This window comes from Nonomuraea sp. KM88 (assembly GCF_052245635.1).
GTDB lineage: Bacteria > Actinomycetota > Actinomycetes > Streptosporangiales > Streptosporangiaceae > Nonomuraea.
Genome location: NZ_JBQQCC010000018.1, coordinates 115,690 through 129,973 on the forward strand (window position 1 = coordinate 115,690; position 14,284 = coordinate 129,973).

The 14,284-nt window shown below is 69.1% G+C and carries 12 protein-coding genes; 1 reads left to right on the forward strand and 11 read right to left on the reverse strand.

Annotated features, from left to right (window positions below; all coding sequences use genetic code 11):
- The first annotated feature begins 40 nt into the window (after window positions 1-40).
- Window positions 41-1,024 carry an EamA family transporter RarD gene (rarD, locus tag ACTWPV_RS39350; RefSeq protein ID WP_443155680.1) on the forward strand — a complete coding sequence of 328 codons (984 nt, stop codon included), beginning with the start codon at window positions 41-43 and terminating at the stop codon, window positions 1,022-1,024.
- On the opposite strand, the gene ACTWPV_RS39355 is transcribed toward rarD, so the two are convergent.
- From ACTWPV_RS39355 to nuoE, 11 genes are all read right to left on the reverse strand, one after another.
- Window positions 1,000-1,989, reverse strand: coding sequence for a polyprenyl synthetase family protein (locus ACTWPV_RS39355; protein ID WP_443155681.1), 990 nt, complete (start codon window positions 1,987-1,989; stop codon window positions 1,000-1,002). The genes rarD and ACTWPV_RS39355 overlap by 25 nt on opposite strands.
- A gap of 11 nt (window positions 1,990-2,000) precedes the next feature.
- A complete protein-coding gene (nuoN, locus tag ACTWPV_RS39360) occupies window positions 2,001-3,584 on the reverse strand; it encodes an NADH-quinone oxidoreductase subunit NuoN (protein WP_443155682.1) in 1,584 nt (527 codons plus the stop codon).
- Window positions 3,581-5,140, reverse strand: a complete 1,560-nt coding sequence (locus ACTWPV_RS39365) for an NADH-quinone oxidoreductase subunit M (protein WP_443155683.1) — start codon at window positions 5,138-5,140, stop codon at window positions 3,581-3,583. Before ACTWPV_RS39365 ends, nuoN begins: the two co-directional genes overlap by 4 nt.
- Window positions 5,140-6,987: an NADH-quinone oxidoreductase subunit L gene (gene nuoL, locus ACTWPV_RS39370; RefSeq protein WP_443155740.1), complete on the reverse strand. Its 1,848-nt coding sequence runs from the start codon at window positions 6,985-6,987 to the stop codon at window positions 5,140-5,142. Before nuoL ends, ACTWPV_RS39365 begins: the two co-directional genes overlap by 1 nt.
- Window positions 6,988-7,060: 73 nt before the next feature.
- Complete coding sequence (gene nuoK / locus ACTWPV_RS39375) at window positions 7,061-7,357, reverse strand: NADH-quinone oxidoreductase subunit NuoK (RefSeq protein WP_347648369.1); 297 nt, start codon at window positions 7,355-7,357, stop codon at window positions 7,061-7,063.
- Window positions 7,354-8,148: an NADH-quinone oxidoreductase subunit J gene (locus ACTWPV_RS39380; RefSeq protein WP_347648368.1), complete on the reverse strand. Its 795-nt coding sequence runs from the start codon at window positions 8,146-8,148 to the stop codon at window positions 7,354-7,356. The genes nuoK and ACTWPV_RS39380 overlap by 4 nt, the downstream gene beginning before the upstream one ends.
- Window positions 8,141-8,656, reverse strand: coding sequence for an NADH-quinone oxidoreductase subunit NuoI (gene nuoI / locus ACTWPV_RS39385; RefSeq protein WP_347617211.1), 516 nt, complete (start codon window positions 8,654-8,656; stop codon window positions 8,141-8,143). Before nuoI ends, ACTWPV_RS39380 begins: the two co-directional genes overlap by 8 nt.
- Window positions 8,643-9,944, reverse strand: a complete 1,302-nt coding sequence (gene nuoH, locus ACTWPV_RS39390; protein ID WP_443155684.1) for an NADH-quinone oxidoreductase subunit NuoH — start codon at window positions 9,942-9,944, stop codon at window positions 8,643-8,645. Before nuoH ends, nuoI begins: the two co-directional genes overlap by 14 nt.
- Window positions 9,941-12,328 (reverse strand): NADH-quinone oxidoreductase subunit G, encoded by a 2,388-nt coding sequence (locus tag ACTWPV_RS39395; RefSeq protein ID WP_443155685.1) that lies wholly within the window; start codon window positions 12,326-12,328, stop codon window positions 9,941-9,943. The genes nuoH and ACTWPV_RS39395 overlap by 4 nt, the downstream gene beginning before the upstream one ends.
- Window positions 12,325-13,614 (reverse strand): NADH-quinone oxidoreductase subunit NuoF, encoded by a 1,290-nt coding sequence (gene nuoF / locus ACTWPV_RS39400; RefSeq protein WP_443155686.1) that lies wholly within the window; start codon window positions 13,612-13,614, stop codon window positions 12,325-12,327. The genes ACTWPV_RS39395 and nuoF overlap by 4 nt, the downstream gene beginning before the upstream one ends.
- Entirely contained in the window at window positions 13,611-14,267 is a 657-nt protein-coding gene (gene nuoE / locus ACTWPV_RS39405; protein ID WP_443155687.1) for an NADH-quinone oxidoreductase subunit NuoE, read from the reverse strand. The genes nuoF and nuoE overlap by 4 nt, the downstream gene beginning before the upstream one ends.
- Window positions 14,268-14,284: the final 17 nt, after the last annotated feature.

Genomic DNA, 14,284 nt, shown 5'->3' on the forward strand with positions numbered 1-14,284 from the left:
CGTTTGTGTTTAAAGGTGGTAATGCCCGAAACTGGGGTACATGCCTGACCTTCGGCGCGGCGTACTGTTCGGGGCCGCCGCCTACACCATGTGGGGTCTGTTCCCGCTCTACTGGCCCCTGCTGAAGCCCTCGGACGCCGTGGAGATCCTGGCGCACCGGATGGTGTGGTCGCTGGTAGCCGTCGCCGCCGTGCTGGCCGTGCGCAGGCACTGGTCGTGGTTCAGGGAGTTGGCCCGCCGGCCGGCGAAGCTCGGCCTGCTGAGCCTCGCCGCCGTCGTGATCACCGTCAACTGGGGCACCTACATCTACGCGGTGAACACCGGGCACGTGGTCGAGAGCGCCCTGGGGTACTTCATCAGCCCTCTCGTCAACGTGCTGTTCGGGGTGGTGTTGCTGCGGGAGCGGCTGCGGCCGTTGCAGTGGACCGCGGTGGGGTTCGGGGCGCTGGCCGTGCTCGTGCTGACGGTCGACTACGGGCGGCCGCCGTGGATCGCCCTGACGCTGGGGATGAGCTTCGGCGTGTACGGGCTGGTCAAGAAGCGGGCGAACGTGGCCGCGACCGAGAGCCTGGCCGTGGAGACGCTGGTCCTGCTCCTGCCGGCCCTCGGCTACCTGCTCTTCCTGCAGGGCACCGGCGCGGCGACGTTCGGGACCGAAGGGGTCTGGCACGCGGCGCTGCTGGCGAGCGGCGGCCTGGTCACGGCGGTGCCGCTGATCTGCTTCGGGGCGGCGGCCATCCGGGTGCCGTTGAGCACCATGGGGCTGCTGCAGTACATCGCGCCGATCCTGCAGTTCGCGTGCGGCGTGCTGATCGTGCAGGAGGTCATGCCGCCCAGCAGGTGGATCGGCTTCGCGATCGTCTGGGTGGCGCTGGCGGTCTTCACGTATGACAGCCTCAGGACGGCGCGTACGGCCGCCCGGGTCAGGCGATCGGCCACCCCCGCGGGCGAACCGGCGGGCGGCCGAGCGGGCGATCCCCCGAGCGGACCGGCGGGCGATCAGCCGCTGCGCTCCACCACGTAGTCACATAGCGCCAAAAATGCGTTCTTGGCGGGGATGTCGGGAAGGCCGAAAATGTCGGCACGGGCCCGGTCCACCCACGACTCCAGCTCCCGCCGCGCCCGCGCCATCCCCGGGTGCGCCCGCAGCAGCGTCAGCGCCTCCTCGACCTCTTCCTCGGCGACCGGTCCCGACAGCAGCGCGGTCAGCCGGGACGTCTCACCCGAGGCCAGCGCGTACAGGACCGGAAGGGTCCTGACGCCCTCGCGCAGGTCGGTGCCCGGCGTCTTGCCCGACTCCGCCCCGGTGGAGGCCACGTCGAGCAGGTCGTCGCCGAGCTGCCAGGCCACCCCGATGGCCTCGCACGCGCGGCTGAGCCGCTCCTCCACGTCCGCGGGAGCCCCGGACAGCAGCGCGCCGAAGCGGCCCGAGGCGGCGATCAGCGAGCCCGTCTTGTCGGACAGCACGCTGAGGTAGTGGCCGACCTGGTCCTCGTCGTCGCGCGGGCCGATGGTCTCGCGGATCTGCCCCTGGACGAGGCGGGAGAACGTCTGGGCCTGGATGCGGATCAGCTCGGGACCCAGGTCGGCCAGGATGTCGGAGGCCTGCGCGAACAGGTAGTCGCCGGTGAGGATCGCCACGGTGTTGTCCCACCGGGCGTTGGCGGAGGGCGTGCCCCGGCGCACCGGGGCCTCGTCCATGACGTCGTCGTGGTAGAGCGAGCCCAGGTGGGTCAGCTCGATCACGACCGCGCCGGGCACCACACCCGGCGCGGACGGGTCGCCGAACTGCGCGGCCAGCAACACCATCAACGTCCTGAACCGCTTGCCACCGGCCTCGATGAGATGCTTGGACGCCTCCGTGACGAAGGCGTTCTCGCTCTCCACGGACGAGCGCAGCAGCTTCTCGACCGCGGCCAGTCCGTTGGCCACGTCCTGCGCCAACCGCTCGTCCTCAATGGGAAGGTCAACCACGGGAGGCGCGGACATACGGGATCCCCTTATCTAATGAACAGGCTGCGAGCAGCGTCGTCAGCAACACCGAGCACGGACTCCGGGTAGAGCCCCACTCCTACGGTAACCAGCAGGGAGACGGCGATGACGGCCACGGTTCCCATACTGGGCACCGCGATCGCCGGTCCGTCGGCCGAGGGCTCGCTGAAGAACATCAGCACGATCACGCGGACGTAGAAGAACGCCGCGATCGCCGAGGCCACGACGCCCACGACCACCAGCGCCGCCATCCAGCCGCCCATCGAGTCGCCGGGCTGCGTGCCGCTCTCCAGCGCGGCCGCGAACACGGCATATTTGCCGAAGAAGCCGCTGGTCAGCGGGATGCCGGCGAAGGCCAGCAGGAAGAAGGCGAACGCCCCGGCCAGCATCGGCGCACGCTTGCCGAGCCCGGCCCAGCGCGACAGGTGCCCCGCCTCGCCGCCCGGGTCGCGTACGAGCGTGACCACCGCGAACGCGCCGACCGTGGTGATGCCGTAGACCGCCAGGTAGAACAGGATCGCCTTCAGCGAGGCCGCGTTCTGCGCGGCGGTGCCGAACGTGGCCATCACGCCGACGAGCAGGAAGCCCGCGTGCGCGATGGACGAGTAGGCCAGCATGCGCTTGATGTCGGTCTGCGTGATCGCCAGGATCGAGCCGACGATCATGGTGAGCGCGGCGATCCCCCAGATGACCGGCCGCCAGTTCCAGTCGAGGTTGCCCAGACCCACCCAGAACACCCGCAGCACGGCGCCCACGGCCGCTACGAGCGTGCCGGAGGCCATCAGAGCGGTGATCGGCGTGGGAGCGCCCTGGTAGACGTCGGGCTTCCAGGCCTGGAACGGAGCCGCGCCGATCTTGAACATCAGGCCGACGCCGAGCATCGCGAGCCCGATCATCAGCAGCGGGTCGAGCGCGCCGCCGACGGCCAGGGCCTGGTTGATACCCGGCAGCGAGACGGTGCCCGCGAAGCCGTAGATCATCGCGGCGCCGTACAGGAAGAACGCCGAGGAGAACGCGCCCAGCAGGAAGTACTTCATGGACGCCTCCTGCGACAGCAGGCGGCGCCGGCGGGCCAGGCCGCACAGCAGGTAGAGCGGCAGCGACATGACCTCGAGGGCCACGAACATCATCAGCAGGTCGTGCGAGGCCGGGAACAGCAGCATGCCGCCCACGGCGAACAGGACCAGCGGATAGACCTCGGTGTGGCCGCCACCCGCGGACTCCGCCTCCTCCTCGTCGGCGCTGCCCGGAACGGCCGCGGCCGAGGCGACGAAGTGACCCTCGTCGTTGATGAGCAGCACGCAGACGAACGACAGGACGAGGATGACGCCCCAGATGAACAGCGAGGGCCCGTCCACCGCGAGCGCGCCCACGGCGGAGGCCGTGGTGGACACCTGGCCGCGCACGACCTGGAGGAGGACCAGCGCGAATGCGCCGGCCAGGCTGAGCAGGGTGAGCGCCACGTGGATCGGCTTGCGCATGTAGCGCGGCACGAAGGCCTCGACGAGCACCCCGATGATGGCAGCGCCGAAGACCACCAGCAGCGGCGCGAGCGTGCCGTATTCGATCGTCGGCGCTGGGATGGAGTTCACTGACCTGTCCCCTTCTCAGCGATGGTGGAGGTGGGTACGCCCACGTTGGTCAGCGTCTGTTGCACTGACGGGTTGATCACGTTGAGCAGCGGCGCGGGGAAGAACCCGAACCCGATGATCAGGGCGACCAGCGGAGCCAGCACCCAGACCTCGCGGGCGTTCAGGTCCTTGAACGGCTTGACCGGCTCGGCGGTCGGGCCGTTCAGGGTCCGCTGCACCATCCACAGGATGTAGACGGCCGCCAGGATCACCGCCACCGCGGAGACGACCGCGGCCGCCGTCAGCGCCCCCGAGCCGTGGGCCTGGCTCGAGTACGTGCCGATCATGACCATGAACTCGCTCACGAAGGACGACAGGCCCGGCAGGGAGAGCCCGGCCAGACCGGCGACGAGGAAGAAGCCCGCGAGCACCGGCGCGACCTTCTGCACGCCTCCGTAGTCGCCGATGAACGGCGAGCCGCGCCTGGCGATCAGGAACCCGGCGGCCAGGAACAGCGCGCCGGTGGCGAAGCCGTGGTTGACCATGTAGAGGGCCGCGCCGGACTGGGCGACCGACGACATGGCGAACACACCCATGACGATGAACCCGAAGTGCGAGATCGACGTGTACGCGATGAGCCGCTTCATGTCGGTCTGCCCGATGGCCACGATGGCGCCGTAGATGATGCTGATGACCGCCAGCACGATGATCGGCACCGTGAACGTCTTGGCCGCGTCGGGGAACAACTCCAGGCAGAAGCGGAGCATGCCGAACGTGCCGACCTTGTCCAGGACGCCGACCAGCAGCACGGCGGCTCCGGCCGGAGCCTGCGCGGCCGCGTCGGGCAGCCACGTGTGCACCGGCCACAGCGGCGCCTTGATCGCGAAGGCGATGAAGAACCCGCCGAAGAGCCACTTCTGCATCGTCGGGTCCTGGATGGCCCCGACGAGTTCGGGGAACATGAACGTCTGCTTGCCCGCGACCACGTAGAGCCCGATGACCGCGACCAGCATGAGCAGGCCGCCGAACAACGAGTACAGCAGGAACTTCACGGCCGCGTAGGACCGCTGGGCGCCGCCGTACGAGCCGATCATGAAGTACATCGGGATCAGCATGGCTTCGAAGAAGACGTAGAACAGGAAGATGTCGGTCGCCGCGAAGACGCCGATCATCATCGTCTCCAGCACCAGCAGCAGCGAGAAGTACGTCTTCACCGAGCGCTTGGGCGTGATGAGCGTGCCGTCGGCGGTCTTGACGCCGTCGGCGTCGTGCCACGAGGCCAGCACCACGATCGGCACCAGCACCGCGGAGAGCGCGATCAGCACGAGCGCCACGCCGTCGACGCCGACCCCGAACTTCACGCCGAAGCTCGGGATCCAGTCGTACTCGGCGACGAACTGGAAGCGCTCGCCCGACGGCTTGAACCCGGCGGCCATGACGCCCGTCAGGACCAGCACCGCCAGCGAGACCAGCAGCGTGACCTGCTTGGCCAGCTTGTCTCTGCCCTTGGGAAGCAGGGCCACCACGATGGCGCCCAGCACGGGCACCGCCATGAGTATCGGAAGCCAGGGTGACATCAGATGTTCCCAACGAGGAGCAGGGCGCCGGTCAGCAGGGCGGCACCGATCAGGATGGACAGCGCGTACGTTCTGGCGAAGCCCGTCTGGATCCGCCGCAGGCGCCCGGAGCTGCCGCCGATGCCCGCCGCCAGACCGTTGACCAGCCCGTCGATGCCGCGGTTGTCGAAGAACACCGCGAGGCGGGTCAGCCACTGGCCGGGACGCATGAAGAGCGACTCGTTGAGCGCGTCACCGTACAGGTCGCGCCGGGCGAACGTGGTGAGGAAGGAGCCGCGCGGCTGCACGGACGGAACCTCGGCCCGGCCGTACCTCATCCACGCGAAGGCCGCGCCGACCGCGACGAGCGCCAGGGTCGCCAGGCCGGGGGTGCTGGTGAAGTGGAAGGCGGGCAGTTCCTCGGGCCGGCCGACCGCCGGGGCCAGGAACACCATCAGCCGGTTGCTCAGGACGAGGTAAGCGCCCAGGCCGAGCGCGCCGAGCGACAGGACCATCAGCGGGATGGTCATGACGGACGGCGACTCGTGCGGGTGGGCGTCGTCGGCCCAGCGCTTCTCGCCGAAGAAGGTCATGAAGACCATCCGGGACATGTAGAAGCCGGTGATGCCCGCGCCGAGCACGGCCAGCCAGCCGAGGATCGGCTGGTGGTGCACCGCGGTCTCGATGATGCCGTCCTTGGTGAAGTAGCCGGACAGCAGCGGGAACCCGATGATCGCCAGGTAGCCGATGAAGAACGTGGCGAAGGTGATGGGCATGAACTTACGCAGCCCGCCGTACTTCCGCATGTCGACCTCGTCGTTCATGCCGTGCATGACCGAGCCGGCGCCGAGGAAGAGGTCGGCCTTGAAGAAGCCGTGCGTGATCAGGTGGCCGATCGCGAACGCGTAGCCCGCGGGGCCGAGGCCCGCCCCGAGCATCATGTAGCCGATCTGCGACATCGTCGAGCCGGCCAGGCCCTTCTTGATGTCGTCCTTCGCGCAACCGATGATCGCACCGGCCAGCAGCGTGGCCGCGCCGACGACGGCCACGGCGAGCGCGGCCCCCGAGCCCTCGGGGAAGAAGAACGCCCCCGAGCGCACCACGAGGTAGACACCGGCGGTGACCATGGTCGCGGCGTGGATCAGGGCCGACACGGGGGTCGGGCCCTCCATGGCGTCGAGCAACCACGACTGCAGGGGCAACTGCGCCGACTTGCCGCACGCGCCGAGGAGCAGCAGCAGGCCGATGGCCAGCATGGTGCCGTTCTCGGTGCCGGGCGTGATCTGCTCGCCGAGGCCCTGGAACGTGAGCGTCCCGAACGTGGTCCAGATCACGAACATGCCGACCAGCAGGCCGAAGTCGCCGACGCGGTTGACGACGAACGCCTTCTTCGCCGCGGTGGCCGCCGACGGCTTGAACTGCCAGAACCCGATCAGCAGGTACGAGGCCAGGCCCACGCCCTCCCAGCCGATGAACAGACCGACGTAGTTGTCGGCCAGCACCAGCAGGAGCATCGCGGAGACGAACAGGTTGAGGTAGGCGAAGAACCTGCGCCGGTGCTCGTCATGCGACATGTAGCCGATGGAGTAGATGTGGATCAGCGAGCCCACACCGGTGATCAACAGGGCGAAGCTGATCGACAGCGGGTCGATCAGCAGCCCCATGTCGACCATGCCGGGGATGAACTCGTAGAGGTGCACGGCCCGCCGGCGATCCTCCGCCCCGAACCCGATCAGCTCGAAGAACGCCAGCACCGCCACGACGAACGAGGCGAGGGACATGGCCACGCCCAGCAGATGGCCCCAGCGGTTCGTGAACCGGCCGAACACCAGCAGGATGAACGCCCCGACGAGCGGGAAGGCGATCATCAGCCCGGACAGTCCGATCACGCCGCCGGTGTGCTGGGCGATCTCAGCGATATGAGATTCCACCAGTCACCTCTTAGTACTTCAGCAGGTTGGCGTCGTCGACGGACGCGGACCTGCGGGTTCGGAAGATCGTCACGATGATGGCCAGGCCGACGACGACCTCGGCCGCGGCCACCACCATCACGAAGAACGCGATGATCTGGCCTTCCAGGTTGCCGACCTGCCTGGAGAAGGTGACGAAGGCGAGGTTGCAGGCGTTGAGCATGAGCTCCACGCACATGAACACCACGATCGCGTTGCGCCGGATGAGCACGCCCATCGCGCCGATGGCGAACAGCAACCCGGAAAGGATCAGGTACTGCGTGGTCACTTGGTCACCCCGTTGCTCTTGTCGGCGTCGGTGTCCGCGCCGTCGTCATCGGCCCGGTGCCTGATGGCCGCGGCGAGCTTGGGGTCCTCGGGCAGGTGGCCGTGCTCGACGTCGTAGCGCGCGATGTAGCGGTTGACCGAGGACTCGGCGACCGACCCGTCCGGCAGCAGCGCGGGCATGTCGATGGCGTTGTTCCTGGCGTACGTGCCGGGGCCGGGCAGCGGCGACGGGCGATCGCCCTGGAACCGGGCGCGGGACAGGTCCTTCTGCGTGGCCTTCTCGGTGAGCCGCTCGCGGTGCGCCAGCACCATCGCGCCGAGCGCGGCGGTGATCAGCAGCGCCGAAGTGATCTCGAACGCGAAGACGTACTTGGTGAACAGCAGCAGCGCGATGGAGCGGATGTAGCCGCCCTGCGCCGTGGCCTGCGCCAGCCCGACCTGGTCGCCGAAGAACGCGTTGCCGATGGCGAGGACGATCAGCGTCACGAAGCCGAGCGCCGCGACGGCGGCCCAGAAACGCTGGCCCTTCAGCGTCTCGACGAAGGAGTCCGACGAGTCCACGCCGACGAGCATGAGCACGAACAGGAACAGCATCATGATCGCGCCGGTGTAGACGATGATCTGCACCGCGGCCAGGAAGGGCGCGTCCTGTACGGCGTACAGGACGGCCAGGCTGAGCATCACGGTGCCGAGCATCAGCGCCGAGTAGACGGCCTTCCGGTTGAAGACCACGCCGAGCGCGGCGCCGACGGAGACGACGGCGAGCACCCAGAAAGTGATGGTCTCACCCATTGGTCCGTCCCAGGCGGTAGTAGTCCTCTTCGGTCTCGCCGAGCCGCATCGGGTGCGGAGGCTGCTCCATGCCCTGGGTCAGCGGCGCGAGGAGCATCTCCTTGGTGTAGATGAGGCTCTCGCGGCTGCTGTCGGCGAGTTCGTACTCGTTCGTCATGGTGAGCGCGCGGGTCGGGCAGGCCTCGATGCACAGGCCGCACAGGATGCACCGCAGATAGTTGATCTGGTACGTGCGCCCGTAACGCTCGCCCGGCGAGAACCGCTCCTCGTCGGTGTTGTCCGCACCCTCCACGTAGATCGCGTCGGCCGGACACGCCCAGGCGCACAGCTCGCACCCGATGCACTTCTCCAGCCCGTCAGGCCAGCGGTTGAGCTGGTGACGCCCGTGGAAGCGCGGAGCCGTCGGCTTCTTCTCCTCCGGGTAGTTCGTCGTGACGGGCTTCTTGAACATCGTATGGAAGGTGACCCCGAAGCCCTTGACGGGGTTCAGCCAATCAGTTAGTCCCACTGGGAATCTCCTTGTGCTGCACCCCGTGGTAGTGCGGCAGATCGAGCGGCGGCACCGGGAAGCCGCCCGCCACCGGCTCCTTGGACAGTTCCTCGAACTCGGCCTCCACCTGGGCCTTCTTGGCCTCCCTGCGCCGCTGGTTGACGGTGTCGAACCGCATCCAGATGGCCAGTGCCCCGATCACGATCACCGCGCCGAGCCCGATGCCGATCATCCGGTCGCCCTCGTTGATCACGACGTTGCGCACCGCGGCCACCAGCAGGATCCACGCCAGGTTCACCGGGATCAGCACCTTCCAGCCCAACGCCATGAGCTGGTCGTACCGGACGCGCGGCAGCGAGGCACGCACCCACACGATGAAGCTGAACGTCAGCAGGAACTTGATGAAGAACCACAACACCGGCAGCCAGCCGACGTTCGCGCCGTCCCACAGCGAGATCGGCCACGGAGCCCGCCAGCCGCCCAGGAACAACGTCACCGCGATGCCGGAGGCGGTGAACGTGTGCAGATACTCGCCCATCATGATGAGCGCGAACTTCAGCGACGAGGAATACTCGGTCTGGAAGCCGCCGACCAGCTCGCCCTCACCCTCGGGCAGGTCGAACGGGATGCGCGCGGCCTCGCCGAACATGCAGACCACGTAGACCAGGAACGACGGGATCAGCAGCACCGCGAACCACGTCTGCTCCTGCGCCTTGACGATCTCCGACGTCGACAGCGTGCCCGCGAACAGGAAGATGGCCACGAACGACAACCCCATGGCGATCTCGTACGAGACCACCTGGGCCGCCGACCGCAACCCGCCCAGCAGCGCGTACGGCGAGCGCGACGACCACCCGGCCAGCACCACGCCGTAGACCGAGACCGCGCCCATGGCGAGCATGAACAGCACCGCCACCGGCAGGTCGACCAGCTGCAGCGGCGTCTGCACGCCGAACAGGTTGACCATCGGCGCGAACGGCACGATCGAGAAGGCCAGGAACGCGGGCACCACCATGATGACCGGCGCCAGCAGGTAGAGGACCTTGTCGACGGTCCGCGGGAAGAGGTCCTCCTTCAGGCCCATCTTCAGGCCGTCGGCCACGGTCTGCAGCAGGCCGAACTTGCCGGCCCGGTTGGGGCCGTAGCGGTGCTGCATCCGCGAGATCAGCTTGCGCTCGTACCAGACGCCGAACAGGACGCTCAGCATCAGGAAGACGAACAGCATCACGGCCTTGACGATGGTGATCCACAGCGGGTCCTTGCCGAAGTCGGCGAGGGTGGGATCGGCCGCGAGAAGGTGCATCATGAGGCGCTCCCGATCGTGACGATGTCGCCGGCCACCGCGCGCAGGTCACGCGTGACCGAGCAGCCGCCGGAGTTGGCCGGCACCCACACCACGCGTTCCGGCAGGTCGGCGACGCGCACCGGCAGCGTGACGGTGTCGGCGCCCGTGCCGCCGATGACGAGCTTGTCGCCGTCGGCGACGCCGATCTCGGCGGCGGTGACCGCGCTGACCAGCGCCTCGGCCTCGCGGGCGGTGCCCGCGAGGTAGGGCTCGCCGTCCTGCAGCCTGCCCTCGTCGAGCAGCAGGTGCCAGGTGGCCAGCAGCGCCTCGCCGGCCGCCGGGGCGACCTGGGCGCGGGTGGCGGTGTGCGGGGCGGTGACGCGGCTGCCGCGCCAGGCGCCCAGCCCCGACAGCTCCCGCCGCACGGCCTTGGCGTCGGGCAGGCCGAGGTGCACGTCCATCCGGTCGGCCAGGTTGCCGATCACCGCGAGGTCGGACTGCAGCCCGGGCACCTTGAGCGGCGCCTCGAACGAGCGGCCCCTGCCCTCCCAGTTGACGAACGTGCCGCCCTTCTCCTGGACAGCGGCGACGGGCAGCACCACGTCGGCGCGGTCGGTGACGGCGCTGGCGCGGATCTCCAGGCTGACGATGAACGGCGTGCGCTCGAGCGCGTCGAGCGCCGCCGCGGGGTCGGGCAGGTCGTAGGGGTCGACGCCGCCGACGACCAGCGCGTCCAGCGCGCCCTCGCCGGCGGCGGCGAGGATGCCGGCGGTGTCGCGCCCCGGCCCGGCGGGCAGCGAGGCCACGTTCCACGCCCTGGCGACCTCGGCCCTGGCGGTCTCGTCGTCGGCCGGGCGGCCGATCGGCAGCAGGTTGGGCAGCGCGCCCGCCTCGACCGCGCCGCGCTCGCCGGCCCTGCGCGGGACCCAGGCGAGCCGGGCGTCGCAGACGTTGGCCAGCCGCAGCAGGGCGGAGAACGCGCCGGGCACGGTGGCCATGCGCTCGCCCGCGAGCACGATCGTGCCCGGGGCCAGCGTGCCGAGCAGGTCCCCGATGGCGTCGGCCTCGGCGCCGGGAGCGGTGCGGATGAGCGTGCCGCCCATCTTGACCAGGCCGGGCGTCGCGAACGGCGCGATCGAGGTGACCTTGAGCCCCTTCTTCATCCACGCCTTGCGCAGGCGCAGGAAGACGATCGGCGACTCCTCCTCGGGCTCGAACCCGACGAGCAGCACGTGCGGGGCGTTCTCGAGGTCGGCGTAGTCGATCTCGATGCCCTTGCCGGCCACCGCGTGAGCCAGGAACTGCGCCTCCTCGGCGGAGTGCGGCCTGGCGCGGAAGTCGATGTCGTTGCTGCCCAGGGCGATCCTGGCGAACTTGGCGTAGGCGTAGGCGTCCTCGACCGTGGCCCGGCCGCCGACCAGCACGCCGGCCCTGCCGCGCGCCCTGGCCAGGCCCTCGGCGGCCACCGACAGTGCCTCCGGCCACGAGGCGGGCACGAGCACGCCCTCCTCGTTGCGGACCAGCGGCGTCTTCAGCCGGTCGGGCTGCTGCGCGTAGGTGAACGCCCAGCGGCCCTTGTCGCAGTTCCACTCCTCGTTCACCTGCGGGTCGTTGCCCGCCAGGCGGCGGGTGACCCGGCCGCGCCGGTGGTCGGTGCGCATGCTGCAGCCGGAGGCGCAGTGCTCGCACGCGCTCGGCGTGGAGACCAGGTCGAACGGGCGGGCCCTGAACCGGTAGGCGGCGCCGGTCAGCGCGCCGACCGGGCAGATCTGCACCGTGTTGCCGGAGAAGTAGGAGTTGAACGGCTTGCCGTCGGCCGTGCGCACCTGCTCCTTGGCGCCGCGCTCGAAGAACTCGATGAGCGGGTCACCGGCGATCTGGTCGGAGAAGCGGATGCAGCGCGCGCACTGCACGCAGCGCTCGCGGTCGAGCAGCACCTGCGTCGACAGCGGCAGCGGCTTGGGGAAGGTGCGCTTCTGCTCCTGGAACCGGGACTCGCCGCGGCCGTTGGACATGGCCTGGTTCTGCAGCGGGCACTCACCGCCCTTGTCGCAGACCGGGCAGTCGAGCGGGTGGTTCAGCAGCAGGAACTCCATGGCCGCGCGCTGCGCCTTCTCGGCGACCGGCGAGGTGAGCTGCGTCTGCACCACCATGCCCTCGGCGACCTCGATCGCGCACGACGGCTGCGGCTTGGGGAAGCCCCGGCCGTTTCCCGCGTCGGGGATGTCGACCAGGCACTGCCGGCAGTTGGCCGCCGGATCGAGCAGCGGATGGTCGCAGAACCGCGGGATCTGGATGCCCAGCAGCTCGGCGGCCCTGATGATCAGAGTGCCCTTGGGGACACTGACCTGGAACCCGTCGATGGTCAGGGTCACCAGGTTCGTTTCGGTCTCTACGACGGTCACTGCTCACCCCAGAGAGTGGACTTCTTCGGGTCGAACGGGCAGCCGCCGATCTCGAAGTGCTTGAGGTACTCATCGCGGAAGTACTTCACCGAGGAGTGGATCGGGCTGGTGGCGCCGTCGCCCAGCGCGCAGAACGACCGGCCCAGGATGTTGTCCGCGATGTCGGTGATCGTGGCCAGGTCGTCCTCGGTGCCCTGGCCCGCCTCCAGCCGCTTGAGCACCTGCTTGAGCCAGTAGGTGCCCTCGCGGCACGGCGTGCACTTGCCGCACGACTCATGGGCGTAGAACTCCGTCCAGCGCAGCACCGTACGGACCACGCAGGTGGTGTCGTCGAAGATCTGCAGGGCTCGGGTGCCGAGCATCGAGCCCTTGGCGCCGACTGCCTCGAAGTCGAGCGGCACGTCGAGGTGCTCGTCGGTGAAGATCGGCGTGGAGGAGCCGCCCGGGGTCCAGAACTTGATCCGGTGCCCCGCGCGGATGCCTCCGGCCATGCTGAGGAGCTCGCGCAGCGTGATGCCGAGCGGCGCTTCGTACTGGCCGGGCCGGGTGACGTGGCCGCTCAGCGAGAAGATGCCGAAGCCCTTCGACTTCTCGGTGCCCATCCCGGCGAACCAGTCGGCGCCGTTGCCGATGATGGAGGGAACACTGGCGATCGACTCCACGTTGTTCACCACAGTGGGCGAGGCGTAGAGACCCGCCACGGCCGGGAACGGAGGCTTGAGCCGCGGTTGACCCCTGAAGCCTTCGAGCGAGTCGAGCAGCGCCGTCTCCTCGCCGCAGATGTAGGCGCCCGCGCCGCTGTGCACGACCAGCTCCAGGTCATACCCGGAGCCGAGGATGTCGGTGCCGAGATAGCCCTTCGCGTACGCCTCCCGCACGGCCGCCTGCACCCGCCTGATCACGTGCAGCACCTCGCCGCGCACATAGATGAAGGCGTGGCTGGCCCGGATCGCGTACGACGTGATGATGACGCCCTCGACCAGCGCGTGCGGGTTGGCCATCATCAGCGGGATGTCCTTGCAGGTGCCCGGCTCCGACTCGTCGGCGTTGACGACGAGATAGTGCGGCTTGCCATCCCCCTGGGGGATGAACCCCCACTTCATGCCGGTCGGGAAGCCCGCGCCGCCGCGGCCGCGCAGCCCGGAGTCCTTGACGGCCTGGATGACGGCGTCGGGCTCCATGCCCAGCGCCTTCTTGGCCGCCTCATACTCGCCGTAGCCGTCGAGGGTGAAGGAGTCGGGCTGGTCCCAGTTCGCGGTCAGGACCGGGGTGAGAGTGACGCTCATGCCTCAGGGGCCTTCCATCCGTTGGCCTTGGCGACCTTCAGGCCCTCCAGCGAGGGCCCGGCGGCCGACGGGCCGTCACCGGCCAGGCCGTCGGGCAGGCCCGCGAGCACGCGCGAGGCCTCCTTGAAGGTGCAGAGCTTCTTCGGGCCGCGCGTGGGCCGCACGTCCTTGCCGTCGCGCAGGTCGTCGACGAGCTGCTTGGCCGACTCGGGCGTCTGGTTGTCGAAGAACTCCCAGTTGACCATCATGACGGGGGCGAAGTCGCAGGCCGCGTTGCACTCGAGGCGCTCCAGCGAGACCTTGCCGTCGGGGGTCGCCTCGTCGTGTCCGACGCCGACGTGCTCCGACAGCTCCTCCCAGATCTGGTCGCCGCCCATGACCGCGCACAGCGCGTTGATGCAGACGCCGACGTGATAGTCGCCGACCGGCTTGCGCTTGTACATGGTGTAGAAGGTCGCGACGCCGGTGACCTCGGCCTTGCTGATGCCGAGCATCTCGGCACAGAACTCCTGCCCGTGGTCGGAGACGTAGCCGTCCTCCGACTGCACGAGGTGGAGCAGGGGCAGCAGCGCCGACCGCGTCTTCGGGTAGCGCCCGATGATCTCCTTGGCGTCCCGTTCGAGACGCTCACGGACATCCGGTGAGTACGTCACGCGTCCTCCTCCGTCGG